Source organism: Sphingobacterium mizutaii, from assembly GCF_900187125.1.
Taxonomy (GTDB): domain Bacteria; phylum Bacteroidota; class Bacteroidia; order Sphingobacteriales; family Sphingobacteriaceae; genus Sphingobacterium; species Sphingobacterium mizutaii.
The window spans coordinates 3908170-3932866 of record NZ_LT906468.1; the positions used below are offsets into that span (position 1 = coordinate 3908170).

The following is a 24697-nucleotide window of genomic DNA, read 5'->3' on the forward strand; positions in this document are numbered from 1 at the left end:
TATGAAAAAGGAAAACGGCATAAAGATGTTCTTAAGGACTACCTACCAAACAGGTTCTCCTATCCCCTATATCATCTCGTTTCAAATATTCGTATTTATCCTGATTCATATTGCGGATCTTTTGGTGGACCTGGGAGTCATCCAGTTTCCACTGTACGATTGGTTGCTCAGTAATTTGACTCTGCCGAATAGTTTTTCGGCATTTATCCTGAAACCTTGGACCTTATTGACCTATCCATTTGTATACATCGGACTGTTCAATATCGTATTCGACTGTTTATGGCTATATTGGATGGGCAGTACGTTTTTGAATTTCCTAAACAAGAGGCAGTTGATGACGGTTTTCTTGGGTGCTTTTGCCATTTCGGGCATTAGCTTTTTAGCGCTTTCTGAAATCAATTTCCTAGCAAAAGGACCGATCCCATATCTGTTTTCCAATTCCATGGGGCTTGCAGCCATAGTAGCTAGTCTATTGGTGCTGACTCCCAAAATGGAAATCAGGTTGTTCCTGTTCGGGATTGTCAAGTTCCGTACGATTGCCATCATATTCTTAACCCTGCAGCTCTTGTTCTATGTATTCGCCAACCGAGCGGCAGCGGCAGCATTTCCGTTAGCCATCTTATGGGGCATGACTTTTATGTACCAATTGCAGGCAGGCAGGGACTTGAGCAAATTATTTGTATACCAACCTAAAAAGAAACTTTGCGTGCTGCACTCAGTTAAAAAAACACCAACATATAAAAGCTACAAAGGCGATTTACCTAACCAAGAGGTAATAGATGAAATTTTGGATAAAATTTCTCAAAATGGTTATGAAAGTCTATCTTCACGGGAAAAAGAAATACTGTTCAGGGTAAGCAGAGAAGAGCAAGAATAATGTTGATTAAAAAAAAGAATTTAGGTTTCTTTAGCAAGACCGTTATGCTGGCCAACCTGGCTGCCATAGCTGTTCTTTTTTTATGTTATTCGGCCTCCATCATTAACCCTAAATCCTTCTGGCCAATATCATTCCTCGGCCTGGGCTATCTACCCATCTTATTGATCAATCTAGGTTTTATTTTCTATTGGATCCTTCGTAAGCCGAAGTATTCCCTTTTCTCCTTGATCGCCATCTTGATCGGTTGGAACCTGATGACCAAACATGTCACTTTCAATTCTCCTGACCCAGTGGTCAAGAATGACTCTTCCCTTCGTGTGATGACCTATAATGTGCACATGCTAGAAGCAGTCGAGAAAACGGATAAGCCGGCAAAGGATGAGTTCACTGATGTCATCAAAGAGGTCGATCCGGATATATTATGCATACAGGAGTTCAGCAGCACCATCAAAGGGAACAAGAGATTCAGCGAAAAGATCAAATCGAAGATCAATTTTGATAGTTATTATTTCGCGCCTTCCCAACAGAATGAATACGATGCCTATGGGCAGGTCATATTTTCAAAGTTCCCGATCATCAACTCTGGTTTGATCAAGAAAAATGAATATGGCATCAACCGGGTAATCTATGTTGATATTGTGAAAAACCAGGATACCGTACGTGTCTATAATGTTCACCTCCGTTCATTTGGCTTGCAAAATGAGGATAAGGAGTTCATCCAGAACCCTAAGACGGGAGATGGTATGGAGGAAACAAAGACCAAGCAAGTTGGCCGAAAGCTGAAATGGGCTTTTGAACAACGCAGTGACCAAGCGGAGTCGCTGTCTGCTCACATGCAGGAAACCAAGATCCCAAAGATCGTCATGGGTGATTTTAATGACACCCCGATGTCCTATTCGGTTAATCTGATTGGCAAGGGCATGAAGAATGCTTTTCAAGAAAAGGGCAATGGTTGGGGCGTGACCCACTTTGAATTATTGCCAATCTTGCAAATTGATTATATCTTTTGTGAAAATAACTTTACGGTGAATAATTATAAGGTTGTCAAGAAAAAGCTTTCGGACCACTACCCTATTTATGCCGATCTAAGGATTAATTAAGTCTTATTGCCCTCCAGCTGCTCAAGTGCAGATTCTACAAAGGCATCATATCGATTTTTGACCTTGTAATAGGCTTCCCTTCCAAAGTAATACCTTCCCAATAAAGCTTCAATATCACTTTGAATCAGGTCGTGAAGATCTCTTTGCTTGCTAGCTGAAATATTCCAGCCCCTCTCGGTCAAGAAGCTGATAAAGCTATTGTATTCAGAAACCGGCAGGTTATAGCCTTGCAGGAAGTTTTCAATGGAATAGGCCGGCAATTTCTTGGTGAATCGGCTATAAACGAATTGTTCGATCAGGCTGGATTGGACCAGGTCTTTGTACAACAGGCTCACCTCATTGGAATCGACGGGGATAATGACGTCGGGCACAATACCTCCTCCACTGAAGAGTTTCTTTCCTAATTTGGTTTGGTAGGATTGGGCATGGGCATAAGTCGTATCCAAAGACCACAGTCCTTTGTACATATTGACATAGTCATTCATGATTGTCCAATTAGGACTGTATTTACGCTGAATGCTACGTCCCAGGGGTGTGTAATACCTTGCAATACTGAGGTTGATGGTGGATCCATCGGAGAAATCGAAGAGCTCTTGGACAGTCGCTTTCCCATAGGTTCTCCTTCCGATAATTGTTCCGCGATCCCAGTCCTGTACTGCTCCGGAAACGACCTCACTGGCAGACGCCGTTCTTTCGTTGACCAAGAGCACCAATTTACCTTGGCTGTAGGTCCCTTTCCCTTCTGACAGGTAATCTAATCGGTCTTCGTGGGCACCTTCAGTATAGACCATCAAACGCTGATCAGGAAAGAATTCGCTTGCCATCTTAATGGCAATATGGAAATACCCGCCTCCATTGTCCCTTAAGTCAAGAATCAAGCTTTTTGCGCCTTGCTTTTTAAGGTCAATGACTGCGTTTTTAAATTCTTCTGCTGTCTTTAAAGAGAATCTGCGAATGCGGATAAAACCAATGGTGGGTTTGATCATATAGGCCACATCCAAAGAGCTCACATTGATCTGGTCACGAATGGCCTTTAGTGGTCCCGGCAATTTGATGGAATCCCTTTCGATCACCATGGAAACTACGGACCCTCGCTTTCCTCGCATAAGCTTTTCCACCTCATCCTTACTAACAGAGGTCCCTGCTACATCACGTTTTCCAATCTTCAGGATTCGGTCCCCGACTTTGAAACCGCCTTTATCTGCAGGTCCATTGGTAATGACCCCCACGACCAATAAAGTGTCGTTCATGCTAAAGTATTCCATACCGATACCTTCGAACGTGCCTTCCAAGACTTCGCTCTGGCTCTTCGATTCATTCGGTGTTAGAAACGTCGAATAGGGGTCTAAGTGGGAAATAATATGGTTAATCGCTCCATTTTGGACCGAGTCCATATTGATGCTATCTACATATCGATTGGAAATTAGGTCGACGACCTGCTGTATTTTATAGGAATTATCAGACAGACCAATAGGCACTAGGGACCCGCCGGTATTGAATCCTTGTTGATCAGAATAATTCTGGCCTAGGATCAATCCCAATAGTAGGGTGGCGGCATAAGTTGCTGCAACAAAAATATTTCGTTTTCTACCTTTTTGCATTTACGGTCTGGTCCGCAAAATTAATGAATAACCAATTGTTTAAAAGAAATTTATAATAAATATTTTATAACAATTAACAGTCCAAAAAGGACCTTGGAGCATAATATCTCCGCAATTTTCAATAATTTTACAGTTAGATGCATGAATTGGAACCATATTACAACTGGCGAGACTATTATATAGCCTCAGAGGATGAACGTAGTCCATTCTTTGGGACTGTTTATAGTGAGTTTGAATACGATAAAAAAATCTACAATTACCTCCTTCATCCGCAATGGGATTATTTTGGCTCTCAGACCCTTTATCTGAAGATCTTATACGCCGATTACGACAGAGGATACTGTATCATTGAGTTTATCGGTGAATGGAATGACGCCATTTACAACGATATCATGGTCCTTAAAAGGGAGCTGATCGACCTTTTGATCGAAGAGGGCATCAACAAGTTTATCTTGATCGGTGAAAATATCCTGAATTTCCATGCTTCGGATGACTCCTATTATGAGGAATGGTTCAATGACATCGAGGATGGCTGGATCGCTGGAATTGACTTCCGCGAGCATGTGATCAAGGAGTTCGTGGACAACCATATCGACTACTATATCAATTTCGGCGAATGCCTCAACAACTTTCCTTGGCGTACCTTAAAACCGAAACAGGTATATCATCATATCGAGGAACATATACAAAAGAGATTATCCTAAAATATAGGGCATTAGGCTGGCTTATTTTAGCTTAATTCTCTATTTTTCCTTAGATTTGCCTATCAAAACATTGTAATTATGTCATTCAGAATAGAAAAAGACACCATGGGTGAAGTTCAGGTTCCAGCGGACAAATACTGGGGTGCACAAACTGAACGTTCTAGAAACAACTTTAAAATCGGACCGGCAGCTTCTATGCCACACGAAATCATCGAAGGATTTGCTTACTTGAAAAAAGCAGCTGCTTATGCAAACTGCGAATTAGGTGTATTAGCGCAAGAAAAGCGTGATGCAATCGCTGCAGTATGTGATGAAATCCTTGCTGGAAAGCTTGACGATCAATTCCCTTTGGTAATCTGGCAAACAGGATCGGGAACTCAATCCAACATGAATGTCAATGAGGTTGTTGCTAACCGTGCTCAGGTATTAGCTGGTGGTAAAATAGGCGAAGGTGAACCTGTGTTGAAAGCTAATGACGATGTAAATAAATCACAATCTTCAAACGATACATTCCCAACTGGAATGCACATTGCAGCTTACAAAGCGGTGGTAGAAGTAACTATCCCTGGCGTTGAGAAATTACGTGATACCTTGAAGAAAAAATCTGAGGAGTTCATGAATGTAGTAAAAATCGGCCGTACCCACTTAATGGATGCGACTCCACTTACTTTAGGTCAAGAACTTTCTGGATATGTTGCTCAATTGAACTACGGCATCAAAGCTGTAAAAAACACTTTAGCGCACCTTTCTGAATTAGCATTAGGTGGTACTGCTGTAGGTACTGGATTAAATACTCCTAAAGGCTACGATGTATTGGTAGCTAAATATATCGCTCAATTCACGGGCTTGCCATTTGTGACTGCTGAGAATAAATTTGAAGCATTAGCTGCTCATGATGCTATCGTAGAAACTCACGGTGCATTGAAACAATTAGCAGTTTCCTTGAATAAGATTGCAAATGATATCCGTATGCTGGCTTCTGGTCCTCGTTCAGGAATCGGTGAGATCTTGATCCCAGAAAACGAACCAGGTTCTTCTATCATGCCAGGAAAAGTAAACCCTACGCAATGTGAAGCATTGACTATGGTAGCGGCTCAAGTAATGGGTAATGATGTAGCAATTACTATTGGAGGTACACAAGGTCATTACGAGTTGAACGTGTTCAAACCAGTGATGGCAGCAAACTTCCTTCAATCGGCTAGATTGATCGGTGATGCATGTGTATCTTTTGAAGAACACTGTGCAATCGGAATTGAGCCAAACTACGACCGTATCAAACAATTAGTAGACAACTCATTGATGTTGGTTACGGCTTTGAATACCAAAATCGGGTACTATAAAGCTGCTGAAATTGCTCAAACAGCACATAAAAACAATTCTACCTTGAAAGAGACAGCTATCAAATTAGGTTATGTAACTGCTGAAGAATTTGACGAGTGGGTGAAACCTGAGGAGATGGTAGGTAGCTTAAAATAACATAGTGAATAAACAGAATAAAACATATTCTCAATTAAAAGCATACTTATCAATTGTAATGGGTATGCTTTTAATTTTCTCAAGTTGCCAAAGGCATTCTGATATGCAAGGCGAAGGCGAAGCGTATCTGCAAGGGGTCTGGGTACAAGATAGCATTCCTGGACAAGAACAGATGTTGAACTATACGCTCCACGAGTTTAAGTTCACTTGCGATTCGGTGTACGCTATTATGCATGTTAAGAATGAGGTGAAGAGCATCCCAGACAGCTGCTATAAGGAAGGAAAATGGACTGAATACGCAAAGGCGGTATATTCGGTACGTGCTGATAGCATGATCGTCGAAGGTGTTTACACTAAAGAAAATGGAAAACAAAAGATTTCTGGCTGCTACAGGCAGGGACCTTATGTACCAAGGTTCTTGATAAAATCTAAAAGCAAAGATAGCTTAGTATTGGAAAACAAATTTGATAGCAGACCTATCGTATTGAGAAAAACAGCAGACATTACCTGTGTCCCCAAGAAACGTTGGGAATTATAGATAAAAGAAAAAGCCAAGGGTTACCTTGGCTTTTTCTTTTATGTTTTAAATCTTAATTTATCAACCTATTATCATCGGAAGACTTTAAGATATGATTCTTAAGTTCAGTTTCGGCAACCAATAACTCTCCTTCTGCTACCTTACGCTTTTCGCGACCTTCACGTTGAATTCGCAAGACCTCTTCGATGGTGGTGATGATATCGGTATTTGCTTTCTTGATCGTGTCCATATCAATGATTCCGCGTTCTGTCTCCTTGGCAACATTGATGGTTGCTTCTTTCAACATTTCAGAGTTTCTCTTCAGCAATTCATTGGTTGCATCCGTCACTGCTCTTTGTGCTTCCAAGGCACTTTGCGCATGAGCTATACCTAGTGTTAGCACCATCTGGTTCTTCCATAAAGGAAGCGTATTTACAATACTGGATTGTATCTTTTCCATTAAAGAGCTACTATTGCTTTGAATCATCCTGATCTGCGGAGCAGTTTGCAGAACCACCATACGAGTTAGTTTCAGATCATGTACTTTACGTTCGAAACGCACGACATGCTGTTCCATATCCTTATACTCTTGGACTTTATGCTGGTCACCGGTTGCTTCTGCTTCTGCTTTCAAGGCAGGTAAAGTATTGGTCAGCACTTCATGAAGTTTCTCCTCTCCTGCTTGGATATGAAGAGAAAGGTCCTTGAAATATTGTTGGTTCTGAACAAACAACTTATCGAAGATATTGACATCCTTCGCTAGGTTTTTATAATGTCCTTCCAGTTTCAACTCAATGGAGTGAATATTCTTTTCAACAGAAGCATACTCTGTACGCATTCTTCCAATTTTCTTTTTGAGGTTATCAAAGAATGGCAATAAAGGTTTCTTATTCACCTTTTCATCAAATTCACGGATTTCAGAACGTAGATTGACCAAAATATCCTCAGCACCTCCTAAATCTTTTGTACGAACTTGTTTCAAGATCTCATTTGAGAAGTTGCTCACATTACTTTGCGTCCCTACTCCAAACTGAATGATGTCCGTCGTAGAGGTCAAATTAATTTTGTCTTTATATTGCTTGATTAATTGTTTTTCCTCTTCTGAGAAATTCACTTTCACCTCTGAGGGCTTATTCTGGTTTTGATCATCGTCCAGATGTGTCAAATCTAAATTTGCCATATTATTCTTTTAAAAGGTTTCTACTTTTCAAGGTCTGTATATAAACATCGGTTTCAGCCGACACATCTAACATTCCCATTTTAAATTGATTTGTTACTTCTTGTTCTACCGCAACCGCAGCTTGGCGTATCACGTCTTCTAATTTCTTCTTGGATTCAAAAGTCACAGCGTTATTCAACTTAGCATTTTCCAACTCATCGTATTGCATCAGCACATTTACAATGGTTGAGTGCCTAACTAAGAACTTCTCAGCTTCCCGTTTATCTTTCTTTTCCAACAATTGGAACAATCTCAATATCTTATCGATATCCTTATGGATATTATTATTGTCTATTTCTTTTCGCCAGTGCAATAGTCGCTCAACAAAAAACTGAGGCGTATCAATAGTCGGTGCGGATATCTCAAGTCGTTTTTGCGAACCTACACTGGAAATCCAATACAGATCACGGACTTCAGATAGCTCCAGCCTTTGCAGGTACGGCTTTGCCTGATTCAGTAAAAGACCATTCCCGACTACATAAGACAATACCGAACCTCCCAAAGTCAATAGCATTGCTTGGCTTAGCGTCCCAAAAAAGATAACGAAGGAAACAAGGAGACCAATCTCGACTGCCAATAGCATCCAAGCGGTAAACATCCAAGAACGTACCTTAGCTTTCTTTGCCTGCGACATCATCACCAACGGATGCACATGTATAGGCAAAGGAAGAAACATCAGGATGGATAAAAATGTCCATACCAGCTGTCTAATCTCCCAAGGTCTACTTTTTTTCGTTGCCCAACCCATTCTTTAAATTTAAATATTATTTGTAAAAATACACCAATTCTTATTCCAATGATAGCGATATGCCATAGTATTAGGTAATTGGCGGTAAATCACCTGCCATTACGTCATTTTTGTCGGTGAATTCTCCGCAAGCTCTCCTATTAATCTTAACGTAATTTCGTAGGGTTTTCGTTTTTCCCAGCGAGATATTAACCAAGAAATGAAACTCAGATTGAAAATATCCTTATTCTCTTCAATTTCCAACATAGAATAAACAGTTTCCTGGAAACTTTGTTGAAAGATGACATCCGGTTTCATCAAATATTTTTCAATCAGACCTAGAAAATCCAGCACCCTCATCTCATTCACTTTTAGTAGATACTGCTTGTACCGCCGTTTAAAACTCTTTACCCGTGACATAGCCAACTCAATATTCTCAAACTGCGCATGCAGCAATATTTCCATCAGATTTTTACGGATGCTCCACAACATCCCTAATTTCTTTTCATACCAAGCATCAGTATGTGTCAATTTTGACAGGGTCCGCATTGTCTTAGGATCATTCAATTGACCTAAGAACATCGCCTTACTTAAAACCAGGTCATCGATATCGATCTGTGAACTTTGCTTCCCTAAATTATCCAAAGCATCATCGATCGACAAAATTGCTTCCTCTGCCCTTCCAGAAAAAAAATAATTCAAAGCATACAGCAATTGTTTTCTGTTGCCTAATACCGCTCTATATTGTTTATTCTGATTTACCAATTCATCAAATTCCCTCAGGTATTTCAAGCTTTCGGCAAAAGATCTATTCCTTAAACTAAAGTTCGCCAAATAATAGAGAATGTGTAAATGATAAAAAACCTGAGTGGGCTGATTAAGCTTTTGGCTTTCGATAAACTTATGGCTCTTCTGCAAATACTTACCCATCAATCCATAATTCTGCTGGATGGCCGCATATTCATTGGCAATAAACAGAATCTGATAAAGCGATTTATAATTCATCAAGTCCAACATATTGATCTGGAAATGCTTAATCGTCTTCTCGATCAATTCGGTCAGATTAATGACTTTAGCCTTCAAATGGATCTCATTCAATTCTTTCCGCAGAGCAGCATAAGCTAGCCGCAATTTCGCCTCTCTTTGCATATGGTTCTGATTGATTCTGAACTTTTCGGTCAACTCATCCAGATTAACCGTAACATCCAAGTGCGAATACTGTAGCTTCAATAACAGGATTTCATTCAACAGGCTAAATTGCTCTTGAGCTTGAGCCAGTTTTTCAGCCTTTTCCAATGACCTAAAACCGATCTTGACCAAATTATTTTCCAAGAGATATCTGGCCACCACAAAATTCCTCAAGATATCATAAGATTCATCCGTACTGTTTTCAAAGGTCTTTTGAGAAAGAAACAACAATAGGCTATCATGCAATCTTTTCCTTAATGCATGATACGCATCCCTATTTTTTGCATCTTTATAAAGATTATCTATAGATTTTATATCGTCAGTTTCTATCAAATTGAACAACTTGATATTTTTGACATCATTCCTCTTATTCTTCTTCTGTAAATAGCCTTTAAAATCAATAATATCTTGATTATTTAAAACTTTAATCAATTCATTCAAGGAATCCATACGCCATTTATTTATTAATAATCAACATAAATCTACATTTTATATCATCAGTTTACAATATTTATTTGGTTTCATAGGCAAAATTTGTAGCCGACCTTTGGATCAGTATTAATCATAAAAACAAAAAAATATGGAACCGCTAAATAACAAAACTGAGGAGATGACAACTCCATTAAAACAAACGGATGAGAACAGAAAATCATTCAAACCTACCGCAGCCTTTGTTGGCGCCTCATGGATCGCCATGCTGACCGGGATCGTGGGTTATTGCATAGGTCTTTGGAATGCGACCATGGAACTCAATGAAAAGGGATATTACTTTGTCATCCTTCTTTTCGGACTATTCGCCGTTATCTCCGTTCAAAAAAGCGTGCGGGACCGGGCAGAAGGTCTTGCTGTTACCGAACTCTATTATGGCATCAGTTGGTTTGCCACCTTGGCCTCGATTATATTATTGATCATTGGCCTCTGGAATGCCGATCTATTCTTAAGTGAAAAGGGATTTTACGGAATATCGTTTATCCTGAGTGTTTTTGCAGCCATAGCTGTACAGAAAAACACCCGTGACGCTAAATTATTTAAAGAGGAAAACATATAACTTAGCGGTTACCCTGCAGTGTCGAGCAATTGGCCTGCAGGGATTTTTACGCTAATTGTTATTTTCACGTTAGAAACTTAATAGATTTCGCATGAAAGATCTAGAAAGAAAAGACCTAGAGCTGCTCTCCGTTCATTCCGACATCAAGGAAAACGAACTCCAACAGTCTCTGGAAGAATATATATACCCCAAACAAGACGCCTGGGCACGGTTTACACAGACCGTCCTATTGGCATTGGGAGTCGGCTTCATGGCCGCCGGAATTGTCTTTTTCTTCGCCTACAATTGGGAAGACCTCGATAAATTCATCAAACTGGGGATTGTACAAGGCTTAGTCATTATCACAACCAGCCTGAGCCTGACCCTCAAAACCAACAAACTGTTCAAGGATATCATCTTAACCGCTGCTTCCCTCCTAGTTGGAGTGATGTTTGCCGTCTTCGGTCAGGTTTACCAAACGGGTGCCAATGCTTATGACTTTTTCCTTGCATGGACCATTTTCATCAGCCTTTGGGTATGGGTATCCAAATTCCCGCCACTTTGGCTTATGTATCTAGGCCTCGTTAACCTCAGCATATACCTCTACTACGAACAGGTGGCTAAGTATTGGGATTTTATTTACCTGTCATCAGGCCTGTTTGTCTTAAACGCAGCCTTTCTTTTAGTCTGTATCTGGATCAACGAACAGAAAAAAGGGGAAATTCCTGCCTATTTCAACAATATCCTAGGATTAACAGCCGCAGTCTGGTCCATCTATAGCAACATCTATTGGATTATGGAGAACCGATACTATGACATGCCAGTAATTCTTGGAGCAACTCTCCTATTTTATGGTTTAGGCCTTTTGTATGGGAATAAAAAGAACAATCCCTTCTACATGGGATTAATACCCTTCAGCTGCATTATCATTTTCGCATCCGTACTGTTGAAGATTTACGATGGCATGCAGATGTATCTATTGATTTCAATATATCTCATTGTCACCGTCAGCCTTGTTATCTGGAACCTTATAAAAATGCAAAGGAGGAATCATGGAAAATAATCAAACCCAAGAAGCTCTTCTAAAAGTTCAAGGCACGATTGGAAGAGAACTAAACATAGACCAAGCCGCAATAAACAGGGACTTGCTAAAGGATAGGCATAGCCAATCCATGACCATCAAGGTCCTGTCCGTTATTGGAGGCATCCTTGCTACAGGTGCATTTTTACTGTTTTTGGAATTGGCCAACTTCTCTTCCAATCACATCCCGCTGTTTATCCTATCCGGCATATTCTTTATTGCTGCCATCTGGATCAACAAAAAATATGACCGTGTCCTATTCGACACCTTATCTGTCTGCATCTATCTACTCAGCTTTATTCTGTTTGGAATGGGCTACAGTAAATTCGACGGCTACACAGATGTGCCATTATTCGTCTACCAAGCACTTGCAATTCTCACGATTATCATCAGCAGGAGCTATATTCTGACATTTTGTGCTATCCTCATTTCTACAGGTACTTTTTTGGCTTACTTTAGCTACAAAGAGGTCCCTGAATTAAACAATGCCCTTTTGGTCCTAGTTGCCATCCTTTTCATTTATTTCACTTTCAACGAAGGTAAATTGATGAAACGTAAGGCAATTCAAGGAAAGCGCTATTTGGCAATCCGCACAGGCTTGGTTTTTTCTTATTTGATCTGTCTTTATTATTGCAGTCGTCCGAACTATATGCCAAACGCTTGGATTATTGATTGGGCAACTTCCGGCGTATTGATCGCTATGACGCTTTGGCTCATCAACTGCTTGCTCAATCGATTCCTTTGCGAAGAACTCGGCAAGAAAATCTTTATTTCCTTAGTCGTCCTGATATGTTTAGGGTTTACGGCTATGAGTCCTGCAATTTCCGGATCCTTATTGCTGTTGTTGGTAAGCTTCAAGGTCAATTACAAAACCGGATTTGCCCTAGGCATTATTGCTTTTATTTATTTCATCGGAATGTTTTACTACGATCTTGACATCAGTTTATTGAAAAAATCCATTGCCATGTTTGTCTCTGGCGTATTTTTCCTGCTGTTGTACCTTATGATCTTCAAAAAATCAATTTCACATGAAAAAGTTTAGCATTTTTATCATAGTCATCAATCTGATCGCTTTATTGATTTATTTCAATTACAGCATCCGACAAAAAGAAGATATCCTGAAAAATGGAAAACTCGTCCTTTTAGAATTGGCACCCGTTGACCCAAGGTCCCTGATGCAGGGCGATTACATGCGACTGGCTTACGAGATACAGGATAACTTTGTCATAGACAGCATCCCTAAGCGCGGATTTGTTGTCTTAAAAGTTGACAATAACCAAGTCGGTAAAAGCATCCGCTGTCAACCCAACAGAGAACCCCTGAACCCAGGCGAATTCCTGATCGAATACACCCGACCTGAACCTTGGCTACTCAATATAGGCGCAGAATCCTATTTCTTCGAAGAAGGAACTGGCCAACGCTACGAAAAAGCCAAATACGGCGGTCTAAAAATCGACGAAAACGGAAATAGCCTGTTGATAGGGCTGTATGATGAGAATGGGAAGGAGATATGAGATGTGAGATATGAGATATGAGATGTGAGATGTGAGAAATTTCACGTACTATGGGTTGGGGGGGTAGAAAAGGGAAGTATTGAGATGTGAGATGTGAAATATGAGATATGAGATATGAGATATGAGAAATTTCACGTACTATGTGTAGGAAAAAAAAAGAGATAGTTTCAACAAATGATATAGCCATTTAATATCCCGGTTGATATCTCAAGTCTCATATCTCACATCTCATATCTAAAACAAAGAAGGGGTTTCAATAAAGAAACCCCTTCTTTGTTTTATCTGTAAACCTTAGAATGGCAAATCATCATCATCTGATGAATTTGCAGATATATCTACTGGTGGCATGTCTGCGTAACCTGGTGCTGGAGCTGCTTGAGCGGTATTCGCTACTTTAGTGACTCTCCATGCTACTAGGGAGTTAAAATAAGTTGTCACTCCATCCTTATTCGTCCAAGGACGACCACGTAGATTGAAAGATACTTCAACTTCATCACCAACAGCTAGGTTATCAAATATGTTGACGCGGTCTTGTGTCGACTCAAAACGAATGTACTCTACAAACTGTGGGTTTTCAGCATAGGCAACGATCAAATCTCTCTTCTTGAAAGACTCTGTTACTTGTTGCGTCGCCCCTATCTCATGTACTTTTCCTCTTATTTCCATAACTTATTTATTAAACCGTAAAATTAAACATTTTTTGCTAAGAGAATAAGTAACTTTGCACAAATATGGCAGAAGTTTTCAACAAACAGAATAAGGTAATCGTTACTTGCAACCGTAGGTTGTCCCCTTATTTGGAACAGGAAATCCGTGAATTGGGATTTGATATCAAACGTGCATTCAACACCGGCGTAGAGCTACAAGCCTCTGTAAATGAATGTATCAAGTTAAACTTAAACTTACGTATCGCGAGTCAGGTTCTCTATGAATTAAAATCATTTAGAGCCCATAATGCAGACGAACTTTATAAACAATTAGTGACTATTCCATGGGAAGATTTGATCCCGATCGATGGATACTTTTCGGTAACATCCCATGTCCACAACGAGACCATTACCACTCCGCTCTTTGCAAACGTGAAGGTCAAGGATGCCATCGTAGACCGTATCAAAGATAAAAAAGGGATGCGTCCGAATTCAGGTCCAGACCTAAATCGTGCTGTCATCCACCTACATTGGATGGAAGACCGCGCTGAAATCTTCTTGGATACTTCTGGCGAAACCTTGGCTAAGCACGGCTATAGAAAACATCCTGGAAAAGCTCCAATGTTGGAGGCTTTGGCGACTGCAACCATTATGGCAACCCAATGGGATGGCAAAACCCCATTCGTAAACCCGATGTGTGGTTCAGGTACCTTAGCTATCGAAGCGGCATTGATGTGCCAAAACCGTAAACCTGGTTTGCAACGCATGAACTATTCCTTTATGCACTTCATCGGATACAATGAGGAGGTCTTCTTCGAGGAACGCCGTATATTAAAGGATATCACCGACAAGACCAACCTTCCCCATATTATTGCATCTGATATCTCTGCCGATGCAGTTGAAATTGCCAGACTCAATGCACGTACCGCTGGTGTAGAACATCTGATCGAATTTGAAACCTGTGACTTTGCGGAAACTACTATTCCAGAAGGCGATGGAGTCATTATGTTCAACCCTGAATATGGCGAGCGCCTAGGTGTACATAGCAAACTGGAGATCACCTATTCCCGAATTGGCGACTTCATGAAACAGAGTTGCAAAGGATACCGCGGCTATATCTTCACTGGAAATCCAGACCTGGCCAAGAAAATTGGCTTGAAAGCTTCCAGAAGATTCGAGTTTTTCAATGGTAAACTAGACTGTAGGTTATTGCAATACGAATTGTACGATGGCTCAAAAGACAGATAGGCAAGAACAGCTCATCCTAAAGACGGCTGCTTTTGTCGAAGATAAACTGAAAGATGCGGAGTCTGGCCACGATTGGTGGCATATCCTCCGCGTCTGGAATAATACCAAACTGATCCTGAAAGAAGAGGAAGCAGATGCCTTTGTATGCGAATTGACAGCCCTGTTGCATGATATTGCAGACAGTAAATTCCACAATGGGGATGAAAGCATCGGTCCTAGGGTAGCTGGCGAATTCTTGAAATCCATTGAAGTCGAAGATACAGCCATCGAACATGTACAAAATATTATTTTGAACATGTCCTATAAAGCATCTTTAGGTGAAGTCAGTTTCCACTCCAAGGAACTGGAAATCGTTCAGGACGCAGACCGCCTCGATGCGATCGGTGCCATAGGCATCGCTCGTGCTTTTAATTATGGCGGTTATAAAAACAGGGAAATCTATAATCCTGAAATCCCCCCTTTGGAAAACCAAAGCAAGGAAACCTATAAAAACACTACCGCTCCTACCATCAACCATTTCTATGAAAAGTTACTGTTGTTGAAGGATAAAATGAATACCGAAACTGCCAAGAAAATTGCGCTGGGCAGGCACCAATTCATGGAATCATTTCTGCAACAATTTTATAGCGAATGGAACGGAGATCGATAAATTAATAATATCTTAATATTAATTGGGTAAATTCGGGACATGTTTCATAAAAACATGCTCCGAATGAAATTCAGACAGCTAATTCATATTACTGTATTCTGCCTATTCTTATTTCCTAACCTAGTCTTCAGCCAAGAACAAGACTCCGTTCAAATTACCCATGCAAACTGGAATAAGAAAGAAATCAAAAAAGGTATCATTTGGTATCAAGGACATTTTGAAAACCTATTCAATGCGGTCCAAGAAATTAATTGGATAGAAATCGATCTGCGCAAATACCACAAAAACATTCATATTGCCGCAGAACCTTCCAAATTAATCCCAACCTCCAGCTTTGCGGAACAAAACCAAGCCTTAGTCGCCATCAACGCCTCTTTCTTTGACATGAAAAACGGCGGTTCGGTCGACTATCTCAAACTGAACAACCAAATACTGAGTCAGTCCAAAGAGAAACCCAATGCTCGGGCAAATGCTGTTTTTAGCATATCTAAGAAGAAACTGAGGATCCAAGAAAACACAAAACAAAACGTAGAAGAGTCCAAAGCTTCATCCATTATGGTTGCCGGACCTCTCCTATTGGTTGAAGGGCAATATGCAGAACTCGCAAAGAATGCATTCAACGACAACCGCCATCCTCGCACGGCCATTGCCATCAGTTCAAAACATAAATTGATCTTAATGGTTGTTGACGGTAGAAGCAATATGGCCAATGGAATGAACCTAAAGGAATTGAGCCAAGTATTGAAGTGGATTGGAGCAAAGGATGCGATGAACCTCGATGGCGGAGGCAGCAGCACCCTGTACATCAAGGGAGAAGGCAGCAATTCTATTGTCAATTACCCATCGGACAACAAGAAATTTGACCATGAAGGCCAGCGTTCTGTTGCCAACATTATATATTTAAAATAATTAGAATAAAATAAAATGAAAAAACAGGTATTTTTAGTAGCTATGACCATGATTATCCATGTAGGATTATTTGCACAGACTTCCATTATCGCTCACCGCGGAGCATGGAAAAACAGCAAAGTTCCTCAAAATTCAATTGCATCCCTAGATGCTGCAATCTCTCAAGGAGCATGGGGAAGTGAATTTGATGTGCACCTTACTAAAGATGATGTATTGGTGGTAAATCATGACCATGATTTCCATGGCCTAGAAATCGAAGACCTTACTTATCAAGAGTTATTGGCGAAAAAACACGATAATGGCGAGTCCCTCCCAACTGTTGAAGAATACTTAAAAGCAGGTTTGAAACAAAAGGGAACTAAATTGATCTATGAATTGAAAACAAGTAAGCTTGGTAAAGAAAGAACCATGAAAAACGTGGAACTTTCATTGGCCCTTGTCAAAAAACTTAAAGCTGAAAAAATGGTGGAATTCATTGCATTTGATTGGGATGCATGCCTGAAATTCAGAGAACTTGACAAAAAGATCAAGGTTCACTACTTAAATGGCGACAAATCTCCAGCAGAGGTAAAAGCAGCTAAATTAACTGGGGTAGATTACCACTTTAGCATTTTCCAAAAGAACCCGAACTTGATCAAGGAATTCAAGGCACTGAAATTGAAAACCAATGCTTGGACCGTGAATAAAGAAGAGGACATGAAATTCTTTATTGATCAAAAAATTGATTTTATCACGACAGATGAACCTGAACTATTAAAAACATTATTGAACAAATAAGATGAAAAAACTATTAATCAGCCTAAGCCTAGTGTTATGTATGGGATTTTCCTATGCACAAAAAATGAATGTTGCTTCTTTCAATATCAGGATGAAAACCGACAGTGATGTGGGCAACCTATGGAAAGATCGCTATACGCACCTGACCGACCTCATCAAATTCCATGAATTTGAAATCTTCGGTGTTCAAGAAGCATTTAAAGAACAGTTGAATGATATGTCAGCTAAATTGCCTGAATTCAAATACATCGGCGTTGGTCGTGATGATGGAGCGGATAAAGGTGAACATTCCTCAATTTTCTATGACAGCAAACGTTTCGAGGTCGGCAAAAGCGGAACATTCTGGTTATCCCCTACCGATACGGAAAAACCTAATAAGGGTTGGGATGCCGCACTTCCTAGAATCTGTACTTGGGGTATTTTCAAGGACAAATCTAATGGCAAGAAATTTATCTTTATGAATACGCATTTTGACCACGTTGGCGTAGAAGCACGTAGAGAAAGCGCTAAATTGATCCTTGCCAAAGCAAAGGAATTTGCAAAAGACCTTCCATTGATCTTAACTGGTGATTTCAATATCGATGAAACCAATGAAGCTTATTTCACCCTTGCAAAAAGCGGTGTTGTACAAGATGTGTACGACCTGGCGAAAATTAAATATGAGCCAAATTCATCTTTCAATGCATGGGGCAAGAACATCCAAGAAAAAGCAAGAATCGACCATATCTTTATTACAAAACCATTTACGGTGCGTAAATATGGGATCTTGACCGATACTTATATGGGTAAATTCCCTTCAGACCACTTCCCAGTAATGGCAGAATTGAGCTGGAAATAAAAAATAACAAGCAAGAAAAAGGCTCCTCAGAACTGAGGAGCCTTTTTTGTTTTCAATTATTCCCATTTTAAAAGATGTAAAACCAGGAACTATCTGATACATTTACACAATTTTTCGGGTTACTACAACATATTCATCTCATAATTGTTATAACATTCTACTTATGAATTAGCTATTTTTGAATTATGAAACATTTCAAAAGCATAACCCTACTTGGCCTATTTAGTGCCAGCCTTTTTATCAGTGGCTGTGAAACCTTGAACCAAGCAGGAATTACCCTTCCACCACAAGGAACAGGTTCCACAAATCCCAATACAGGCGGATCTGGAAGCGGCCAATCTACTGGAACCATTACCCAAGCTGAAGCTACTACCGGAGTCAAACAAGCTCTAAACAATGGCTTGCAACAAAGTATCCAGACACTATCTGTCAAAAATGGTTTCTTAGGGGATGCCGCAGTAAAGATCTTGATGCCAGAAGAAGCTAGAAAAGTAGAATCTGCCCTTCGTGCCGTGGGTATGAACAAATTATGCGACCAATTTATTGCCAGCATGAACCATGCTGCAGAATCTGCCGTTAAGGAAGCATCTACGGTATTCATCAATTCCCTGTCTAAAATGACAGTCAACGATGCTTTTAACATTCTATTGAGCGGTCAGCAAGATGCAGCCACCAATTATTTCAAAAAAACAACTTCCTCTGAATTGACGACAAAGTTTAGCCCTATTATTCAAACTGCCATGGGTAAAAACAATGTGTCAACTTATTGGAATCAATTGACAAGCGCTTATAATAACTTACCCCTAGGCAATAAGATCGAAACGGATCTAACGGCTTATGTTACCCAAAAGGCCATCGATGGTCTATTTGTTAAAGTAGCCGACCAAGAACTTAAAATCCGTAAAAATATCGGCGGCGCCAGAAATTCTGGAATCTTGGATAAGGTGTTTGGATGGGTGGATAAGCAGTAAGGGAGATATGAGATGGGAGATATGAGATATGAGAACTGCATAGCTCCTTTTTTCGAGAAAAAAATGATTAATTAGGTAGGATGAGGATTCTGCCTAATTTTTTTTCTTCTCTGGGTAATGGTAATTGGAAACCCCTAGCGGGGGTGAAATCTTTTTCTGCTATTTGCTATTCTTCTTGAAGAAAAAAATAGATCGTTCGTGGCGCTCATAATGATAGCATTCCTTAAATAAACAACAATAGACTCTTTGTTACTTTTGGAGCCCAAAAGTAACCAAAAACCTTCGGCCCATTTAAGGTGGCTTTTCGCACGACCACTCTCACATGAAAAGAATGCCTTGTTGTCGGGAATATCTTTCAATAGATCATCCCTTTTGATGGGATGACCTTTTGAAAGCATTCCAAGGCCAATCCCTTCGCACAGAGCATCGGCATTCTTTCCATTTTTCCGCCACTGGAAATGAGCCGGGGGCTAAAGGACTTCCTTCGGAAGGATTGATGTTTGTTTAGGTAGGCAATCCCCAGCGGGGGTGAAATATTTTTCAATAAATCCCCTTTATCGGGTCAAATCAATAAAAAATAGTTCCCTCATCTTACGATTTCGGGATGACAACGATTCTTAAAAAAATAAAAAATAGATTCTTCGCTGTGCTCTGAATCCCTCCCCAACCCATTTCCAATTCTGAACGATTAGTGAAGAATCTGTACGAAAATGCCCCAAAATATGCTTGTCATTATCCATCGAAGATGGATGACCTGTTCGCCAATACTTTCAATGTTTCTATAGTTCCGAGACCCTTCCTGCGTACCAATGAAGTTTGTTAAATCTGTGTTTCTAGGTATTTAGACTGATATTTATTCCCCTGAAAAATCTTTTTTTTGCGACCAACTGCCCTAGAAGGGCAGAATTATTTTAGGGCAGAATTATTTTAGAAAAAAACAATATCCTTGAAAATTTTCAGGAACTTCTCTTCGGGACTCCTTTTACCCATATTCGAGACATATTGCGAAAATTCCGAATATGTCTCGAATAAGATCAAAAAAACCTGAAAGGATAATTTAAAATTTCAATAAAATAGGCCGGCAACAATACTGCTATATATTACGATTTAATGGCAGTGTTTTTAGTTAAGAGGGTAATAAATTTGTAGTTTTGTTAAATGGAAATTAATCAGATTCAAGATTTTCAGGTTGCTGAAAATTTTATCAAATATGTTCAGGTGGATACCCAATCTGACGCACAATCAAGTACAGTACCTTCAACAGAAAAACAGAAAGATTTAAGCAGGATATTGGTTGAGGAATTGAAAGCTATGGGAATCGAAGATGCCCACCTAGACGATCTAGGCTACGTATATGCGACAATCCCTTCCAACACTGACAAACAGGTGCCGGTAATCTGCTTCTGTTCACATGTAGACACTTCTCCTGATTCTTCCGGAACAAACGTTAAACCATTGGTTCATCAAAATTATCAAGGTCAAGACTTAGTTCTTCCTGATGATGAAAAAATCGTGATCCGTATGGCCGACCACCCTGACCTGAAAGATCAGATCGGAAATGACATCGTAACGGCAAGTGGAAAAACCCTGTTAGGGGCTGATGATAAAGCTGGCGTTGCGGAAATCATGGATGCTGCCCGCATCTTGATGAGCAACCCAGAAATTAAACACGGCGATATCAAGATCTTATTTACCCCGGATGAAGAAATCGGTCGTGGTGTAGACCATGTAGATTTACAGAAATTAGGTGCTCAATATGCCTATACCATGGATGGGGAAAGAGCAGGTACTTTGGAAGATGAAACCTTTTCTGCAGATGGCGTGAAAATCAAGATTGATGGAATTTCCATTCACCCCGGTTATGCTAAAGGAAAAATGATCAACGCGATCAAGGTTGCTGCGGACATTGTGGACAGCCTACCAAAAGAACGTCTATCTCCTGAAACCACTCACGCCAAGGAGGGATTCGTGCATCCAACCAATATTGAAGGTACGGTAGAGGAAGCTTCATTGAACTTCATCATCCGTGACCATGATACCAAAAAATTAGCTGAACATGAGGCTGAATTAGAAGCCATCGTTAAGGAGGTTTTAGCCAAATACCCTGGTGCCAACTACACATTCCAAGTTAGCGAGCAATACCGCAACATGAAAGAGGTATTGGATAAGGATACCAAAGTAGTGGAAATAGCCATGATGGGGATCGAACGTGCAGGAATGAAAGTAGAGAAAAGAAGTATCCGTGGGGGTACAGATGGCTCAAGGTTATCCTTTATGGGATTACCTTGTCCGAATATCTTTGCTGGCGGACATGCCTTCCATGGTAAGCAGGAATGGGTATCTATCCAAGATATGCAAAAGGCAGTTTTGACCATTTTACATATTGCTGTCCTTTGGGAAGAGCTTTCATAATTAAACAATAAAACTAGAAATTTAGACCATATGCTACAGAACGAAGTATTAAAGAACATAGAATACAGAAGAGCGGTATTCCAGGCGAACTACACCGATCAAGAGGTTACTCGCGAGGAATTATTGACCATTTTGGAAGCAGCAAATGCAGCTCCTACCCATAAACGTACTCAACCATGGAGATTTGTGATCTTCCGCAATGAAGGTTTGATCCGTTTAGGTGATGAACTCGCTAGGATCTATAAATCGGTAACGCCTGCTGAAAAATATACGGAGGCTACTGAACAGAATATGGCCAAGAAAGCGACCCAATCTAAGGCTGCTTTAGCAATTATCGTCGATTATTCAGGCGACCTTCCAGAATGGGAAGAGTTGGCAGCTACAGCATGTGCCGTAGAGAATATGTGGTTGGCTGCAGCTTCTATCGGCATCGGTGGCTATTGGGCGACTCCTGGATTGATAAACCATATCGGTCCATTCTTGAACCTGAAAGAAAACCAACGTTGTATCGGGTTTTTCTACATGGGACACCATGAATCAGAGCCAAGAGAGCCTGTTAGAGGTCCAATCGAGGATAAAATCCGTTGGGAAGAATAAGAAATAAAAAAGGTCAAGGAGAAACTCCTTGACCTTTTACTAATACCCATTACTATACTACTCAACCGCTATTGCCACGCCTCCATTTTCACCAGTCCATCTCACTTTTTGTTCAATAAATGTTGAGATAATCGCATCTAAATTTTTATTGGTCGAGGAAGTCACTTGGATATCCTGAGGTTTCCCATCGATTACATTAAAAGTAATCTGTACATTTCCCCTATCATTAATATCCCGTAATTCGGAATTCAACTCTTCATTGAATTTTGCCCAACCTCCAATAGGTACCGCATCGGCATTTTCCATGATCATGGATTGCACATGCATCTCATGTTCCATCAAAATAACTTCATTGTTCCGTTCCGTTTTCTGATGGGTGATATATTTGAAAAGGATCAGTGAAGACGCTACCAAGAACAATACCGCAGCAGCCATTCCCACTGTCAATCGTTGCCAGTTGTAGAACCTCCGTTTTTTATCCTCCGCTTTGGCTTCGATCTTCTTGGCCAATCGTTGCTGCAAGATACTCAGTTGATGGGAATCCACTCCTTGCTGGAGCTTATATCCATCGATGGCATCCTGTAAAAATGGATCATTCAAGGCTTCACGTTCCATATCGTACATCTCTTCCTTACTCATGAGCCCCATGACGTAATTGTGAATCCGCGTTAATTGATAATTATTTTCCATTACTTTTTCTCCATACAAATTTTAAGATTCCGCCTTCCGTTCTGTATATAGCTCTTTACCTTGGCTATATCATATCCCGTTTGGTCAGCGATATCTTTATAACATTTCTGTTCCAGATAAAACATCCGGATGCAGAGCTCCTGCTCTTGGTTCAAGCCCGCGATGCAGGATTCCAATTTTTCAAAGTCTTGCTCCCCCCATTTCTTCTCATCATCATCGTTGAGCATCTTCTCCGATTCATAGAGGTTTTCCTCAATATCAACCTTCGTGATCTGCTTGTTTTTCCTTAGCTGCATTAAGCAGAAATTGCGCGCATATACATAAACCCAACTCTTGAAATTATCCACCTCATACACGCGCAACTTATTTATTAGCTCATCGAAAATCTGCATGACCGCATCTTGGCTTTGCTCGGCATCCTGAAGGTACTTATAGCAAACACCATATAACAAGGACATGTATGGTGCATACAGCTTACCCAGCGCATCCAAACTGCCAGTCTCTTTATAGTATTGCAACAACTGTTTTTCGTCCATGCTATTTTCTCTTCATGTATATGATGATTTCAGACTTGAATTTGCACAATTTATTTTAAATATTTTCATCCATCCGCGTAAATAAAAAAGCCTCAAATCATACAGATCGAGGCTTATATATTTTGAATAGCAAGAATTAACCAAACAAGGCAATCGCTAACACCAAGGTCACAATGATATTGAATGTTTGTGCGATCAGGAATGCATATAATGGTTTCTTATTGTCTTGTTTAAACAGATCCTTAAAGTTTGTTTCCAGACCGATAGAGGTAAAGGCAATGGCAAACCATAGGCCTTGAACACTCTTTAAACTGTCCTTGATGGATGCTGTGGTTTCAGGTGATACCACAAAGGAGAACATCAGGGAAACAAATACAAATCCAACCACAAATTTCGGGAACCTTTCCCAGATCAATTTCAAAGTTGGTTTTTCCCTTTTGGTTTTATCATCTACAGATTTAGAGTATGTCCAGTAGATACTGATGAAGAAAGCAGCAATACCCAACAGTACATTCTGCGAGAATTTAACAATGGTACTGATCTTTAATGCTTCCTCACCAACCAGTGTTCCGGAAGCTGCAACCGCTCCACTCGTATCGATACTACCACCTAACCAAGCTCCGGTAACCTCTTGGGATAAACCCATCAATTCAGCTAGATAAGGCATAAAGATCATCATCGGCACGGCAGTCACCAACACCAAGGAGATGATATAGGATAGCTTTTTATTATCGCCTTCGATTGCTCCAGAGGTTGCAATCGCGGCGGAAACCCCACAGATCGAAACCGCACTGGAAAGCATCAGGGACATTTCTTTATCTATCTTAAATTTCTTACAGATCCAGAAAGCAAAGTACCATACAGATACTACCACGACTAGAGCTTGGATTAGCCCTAGGGAACCGGCCTTTAAGATATCGCCAAATATGACCGTGGTACCTAAAAGGACCAAACCGATCTTGACATACATTTCTGTATTCAGGGCTGCCTTGAACCAATCGGGCAACTTAAAGAAGTTACTGATGATCAAGCCAATAGCTAAACTGAATATCACTGCCTCTAAATTAAAACTCTTAACGCCTGAATTTCCCGCCAATACCAATGCAAAAAGGGTCAATACATAGATCATTGGAAATACGATCAGCAAGGCCTTGAGGCTTTTCTTGAGCAAGAGGGCGCCTAATATAGCGGTAATATAGACTAAAATGAATTGAAGGCCCATAGCCCCTAAATTGGATGCGGAAAGTACTTTTGAGCTGAGTTCAGCAGAGTTTGACCAGCCGAAAGATGGTACAGGCACGACGAAACCAAGCAGGGCAAGCCCAATGATTCCGAATCCCAAGATAACAACTACCCAATCCTCAGAAAGTTCAAATGTTTTGGCAGACATAA

General features: G+C 40.3%; 26 protein-coding genes. 17 read left to right on the forward strand and 9 right to left on the reverse strand.

Annotation, left to right across the window (positions count from 1 at the left end; all coding sequences use genetic code 11):
* Window position 1 precedes the first annotated feature (1 nt).
* Window positions 2-877, forward strand: coding sequence for a rhomboid family intramembrane serine protease (locus CKW03_RS16920; RefSeq protein WP_093101464.1), 876 nt, complete (start codon window positions 2-4; stop codon window positions 875-877).
* The gene (locus CKW03_RS16925; RefSeq protein ID WP_093101466.1) at window positions 877-1977 is read left to right on the forward strand and encodes an endonuclease/exonuclease/phosphatase family protein; all 1101 of its coding nucleotides are present in this window, start codon (window positions 877-879) and stop codon (window positions 1975-1977) included. Before CKW03_RS16920 ends, CKW03_RS16925 begins: the two co-directional genes overlap by 1 nt.
* On the opposite strand, the gene CKW03_RS16930 is transcribed toward CKW03_RS16925, so the two are convergent.
* Entirely contained in the window at window positions 1974-3578 is a 1605-nt protein-coding gene (locus tag CKW03_RS16930; protein WP_093101468.1) for a S41 family peptidase, read from the reverse strand. The genes CKW03_RS16925 and CKW03_RS16930 overlap by 4 nt on opposite strands.
* A gap of 137 nt (window positions 3579-3715) precedes the next feature.
* On the opposite strand from CKW03_RS16930, the gene CKW03_RS16935 reads away from it, so the two are divergent.
* The 3 genes from CKW03_RS16935 (at window position 3716) to CKW03_RS16945 (ending at window position 6296) form a co-directional block, all read left to right on the forward strand.
* Entirely contained in the window at window positions 3716-4282 is a 567-nt protein-coding gene (locus CKW03_RS16935) for a hypothetical protein (RefSeq protein ID WP_093101470.1), read from the forward strand.
* A 78-nt stretch (window positions 4283-4360) separates the two neighbouring features.
* Window positions 4361-5758: a class II fumarate hydratase gene (fumC, locus tag CKW03_RS16940; RefSeq protein WP_093101471.1), complete on the forward strand. Its 1398-nt coding sequence runs from the start codon at window positions 4361-4363 to the stop codon at window positions 5756-5758.
* A 64-nt stretch (window positions 5759-5822) separates the two neighbouring features.
* Window positions 5823-6296, forward strand: coding sequence for a fumarate hydratase (locus CKW03_RS16945; RefSeq protein ID WP_236736590.1), 474 nt, complete (start codon window positions 5823-5825; stop codon window positions 6294-6296).
* Window positions 6297-6348: 52 nt separating this feature from the next.
* On the opposite strand, the gene CKW03_RS16950 is transcribed toward CKW03_RS16945, so the two are convergent.
* The 3 genes from CKW03_RS16950 to CKW03_RS16960 form a co-directional block, all read right to left on the reverse strand.
* Window positions 6349-7455: a toxic anion resistance protein gene (locus tag CKW03_RS16950; protein WP_093101475.1), complete on the reverse strand. Its 1107-nt coding sequence runs from the start codon at window positions 7453-7455 to the stop codon at window positions 6349-6351.
* 1 nt (window position 7456) lies between these two features.
* Window positions 7457-8242, reverse strand: a complete 786-nt coding sequence (locus tag CKW03_RS16955) for a hypothetical protein (protein ID WP_093101477.1) — start codon at window positions 8240-8242, stop codon at window positions 7457-7459.
* A 99-nt stretch (window positions 8243-8341) separates the two neighbouring features.
* Complete coding sequence (locus tag CKW03_RS16960; RefSeq protein ID WP_093101479.1) at window positions 8342-9859, reverse strand: hypothetical protein; 1518 nt, start codon at window positions 9857-9859, stop codon at window positions 8342-8344.
* A gap of 130 nt (window positions 9860-9989) precedes the next feature.
* Between CKW03_RS16960 and yiaA the strand changes: the two genes are divergently transcribed.
* The 4 genes from yiaA to CKW03_RS16980 all read left to right on the forward strand — a co-directional run bounded on the left by yiaA (window position 9990) and on the right by CKW03_RS16980 (window position 13031).
* A complete protein-coding gene (yiaA, locus tag CKW03_RS16965; RefSeq protein ID WP_093101481.1) occupies window positions 9990-10457 on the forward strand; it encodes an inner membrane protein YiaA in 468 nt (155 codons plus the stop codon).
* A gap of 91 nt (window positions 10458-10548) precedes the next feature.
* Window positions 10549-11499, forward strand: coding sequence for a DUF2157 domain-containing protein (locus CKW03_RS16970; protein ID WP_093101483.1), 951 nt, complete (start codon window positions 10549-10551; stop codon window positions 11497-11499).
* Window positions 11489-12559, forward strand: coding sequence for a DUF4401 domain-containing protein (locus CKW03_RS16975; RefSeq protein WP_093101485.1), 1071 nt, complete (start codon window positions 11489-11491; stop codon window positions 12557-12559). The genes CKW03_RS16970 and CKW03_RS16975 overlap by 11 nt, the downstream gene beginning before the upstream one ends.
* Window positions 12546-13031 (forward strand): GDYXXLXY domain-containing protein, encoded by a 486-nt coding sequence (locus tag CKW03_RS16980; RefSeq protein WP_093101486.1) that lies wholly within the window; start codon window positions 12546-12548, stop codon window positions 13029-13031. The genes CKW03_RS16975 and CKW03_RS16980 overlap by 14 nt, the downstream gene beginning before the upstream one ends.
* A gap of 291 nt (window positions 13032-13322) precedes the next feature.
* On the opposite strand, the gene CKW03_RS16985 is transcribed toward CKW03_RS16980, so the two are convergent.
* Window positions 13323-13697: a DUF3127 domain-containing protein gene (locus CKW03_RS16985; protein WP_093101488.1), complete on the reverse strand. Its 375-nt coding sequence runs from the start codon at window positions 13695-13697 to the stop codon at window positions 13323-13325.
* A gap of 65 nt (window positions 13698-13762) precedes the next feature.
* On the opposite strand from CKW03_RS16985, the gene CKW03_RS16990 reads away from it, so the two are divergent.
* The 6 genes from CKW03_RS16990 (at window position 13763) to CKW03_RS17015 (ending at window position 19070) form a co-directional block, all read left to right on the forward strand.
* Window positions 13763-14926: a THUMP domain-containing class I SAM-dependent RNA methyltransferase gene (locus tag CKW03_RS16990; protein ID WP_093101489.1), complete on the forward strand. Its 1164-nt coding sequence runs from the start codon at window positions 13763-13765 to the stop codon at window positions 14924-14926.
* The gene (locus tag CKW03_RS16995) at window positions 14907-15575 is read left to right on the forward strand and encodes an HD domain-containing protein (RefSeq protein WP_093101491.1); all 669 of its coding nucleotides are present in this window, start codon (window positions 14907-14909) and stop codon (window positions 15573-15575) included. The genes CKW03_RS16990 and CKW03_RS16995 overlap by 20 nt, the downstream gene beginning before the upstream one ends.
* A gap of 63 nt (window positions 15576-15638) precedes the next feature.
* Window positions 15639-16484: a phosphodiester glycosidase family protein gene (locus CKW03_RS17000; protein ID WP_157739552.1), complete on the forward strand. Its 846-nt coding sequence runs from the start codon at window positions 15639-15641 to the stop codon at window positions 16482-16484.
* 15 nt (window positions 16485-16499) lie between these two features.
* Window positions 16500-17261, forward strand: coding sequence for a glycerophosphodiester phosphodiesterase (locus tag CKW03_RS17005; RefSeq protein WP_093101494.1), 762 nt, complete (start codon window positions 16500-16502; stop codon window positions 17259-17261).
* A 1-nt stretch (window position 17262) separates the two neighbouring features.
* The gene (locus tag CKW03_RS17010; RefSeq protein ID WP_093101495.1) at window positions 17263-18099 is read left to right on the forward strand and encodes an endonuclease/exonuclease/phosphatase family protein; all 837 of its coding nucleotides are present in this window, start codon (window positions 17263-17265) and stop codon (window positions 18097-18099) included.
* Window positions 18100-18284: 185 nt separating this feature from the next.
* Entirely contained in the window at window positions 18285-19070 is a 786-nt protein-coding gene (locus tag CKW03_RS17015; RefSeq protein ID WP_093101497.1) for a DUF4197 domain-containing protein, read from the forward strand.
* Between the two features lie 134 nt (window positions 19071-19204).
* Here the strand turns inward: CKW03_RS17015 and CKW03_RS17020 are convergent, their stop codons facing one another.
* Window positions 19205-19468: a hypothetical protein gene (locus CKW03_RS17020; RefSeq protein ID WP_093101498.1), complete on the reverse strand. Its 264-nt coding sequence runs from the start codon at window positions 19466-19468 to the stop codon at window positions 19205-19207.
* Between the two features lie 760 nt (window positions 19469-20228).
* Here CKW03_RS17020 and pepT point away from each other — a divergent pair.
* Together pepT and CKW03_RS17030 are read left to right on the forward strand one after the other, a co-directional pair.
* Entirely contained in the window at window positions 20229-21482 is a 1254-nt protein-coding gene (gene pepT, locus CKW03_RS17025; protein ID WP_093101500.1) for a peptidase T, read from the forward strand.
* A gap of 30 nt (window positions 21483-21512) precedes the next feature.
* Entirely contained in the window at window positions 21513-22079 is a 567-nt protein-coding gene (locus CKW03_RS17030) for a nitroreductase family protein (protein ID WP_093101501.1), read from the forward strand.
* Between the two features lie 57 nt (window positions 22080-22136).
* Here CKW03_RS17030 and CKW03_RS17035 read toward each other — a convergent pair whose 3' ends face one another.
* The 3 genes from CKW03_RS17035 to CKW03_RS17045 form a co-directional block, all read right to left on the reverse strand.
* Complete coding sequence (locus CKW03_RS17035; protein WP_139185546.1) at window positions 22137-22718, reverse strand: hypothetical protein; 582 nt, start codon at window positions 22716-22718, stop codon at window positions 22137-22139.
* A gap of 50 nt (window positions 22719-22768) precedes the next feature.
* Window positions 22769-23305, reverse strand: coding sequence for an RNA polymerase sigma factor (locus CKW03_RS17040; protein ID WP_093101504.1), 537 nt, complete (start codon window positions 23303-23305; stop codon window positions 22769-22771).
* 136 nt (window positions 23306-23441) lie between these two features.
* On the reverse strand, window positions 23442-24695 hold the full coding sequence (locus CKW03_RS17045; protein WP_093101506.1) for a YeiH family protein: 1254 nt from the start codon (window positions 24693-24695) through the stop codon (window positions 23442-23444).
* Window positions 24696-24697: the final 2 nt, after the last annotated feature.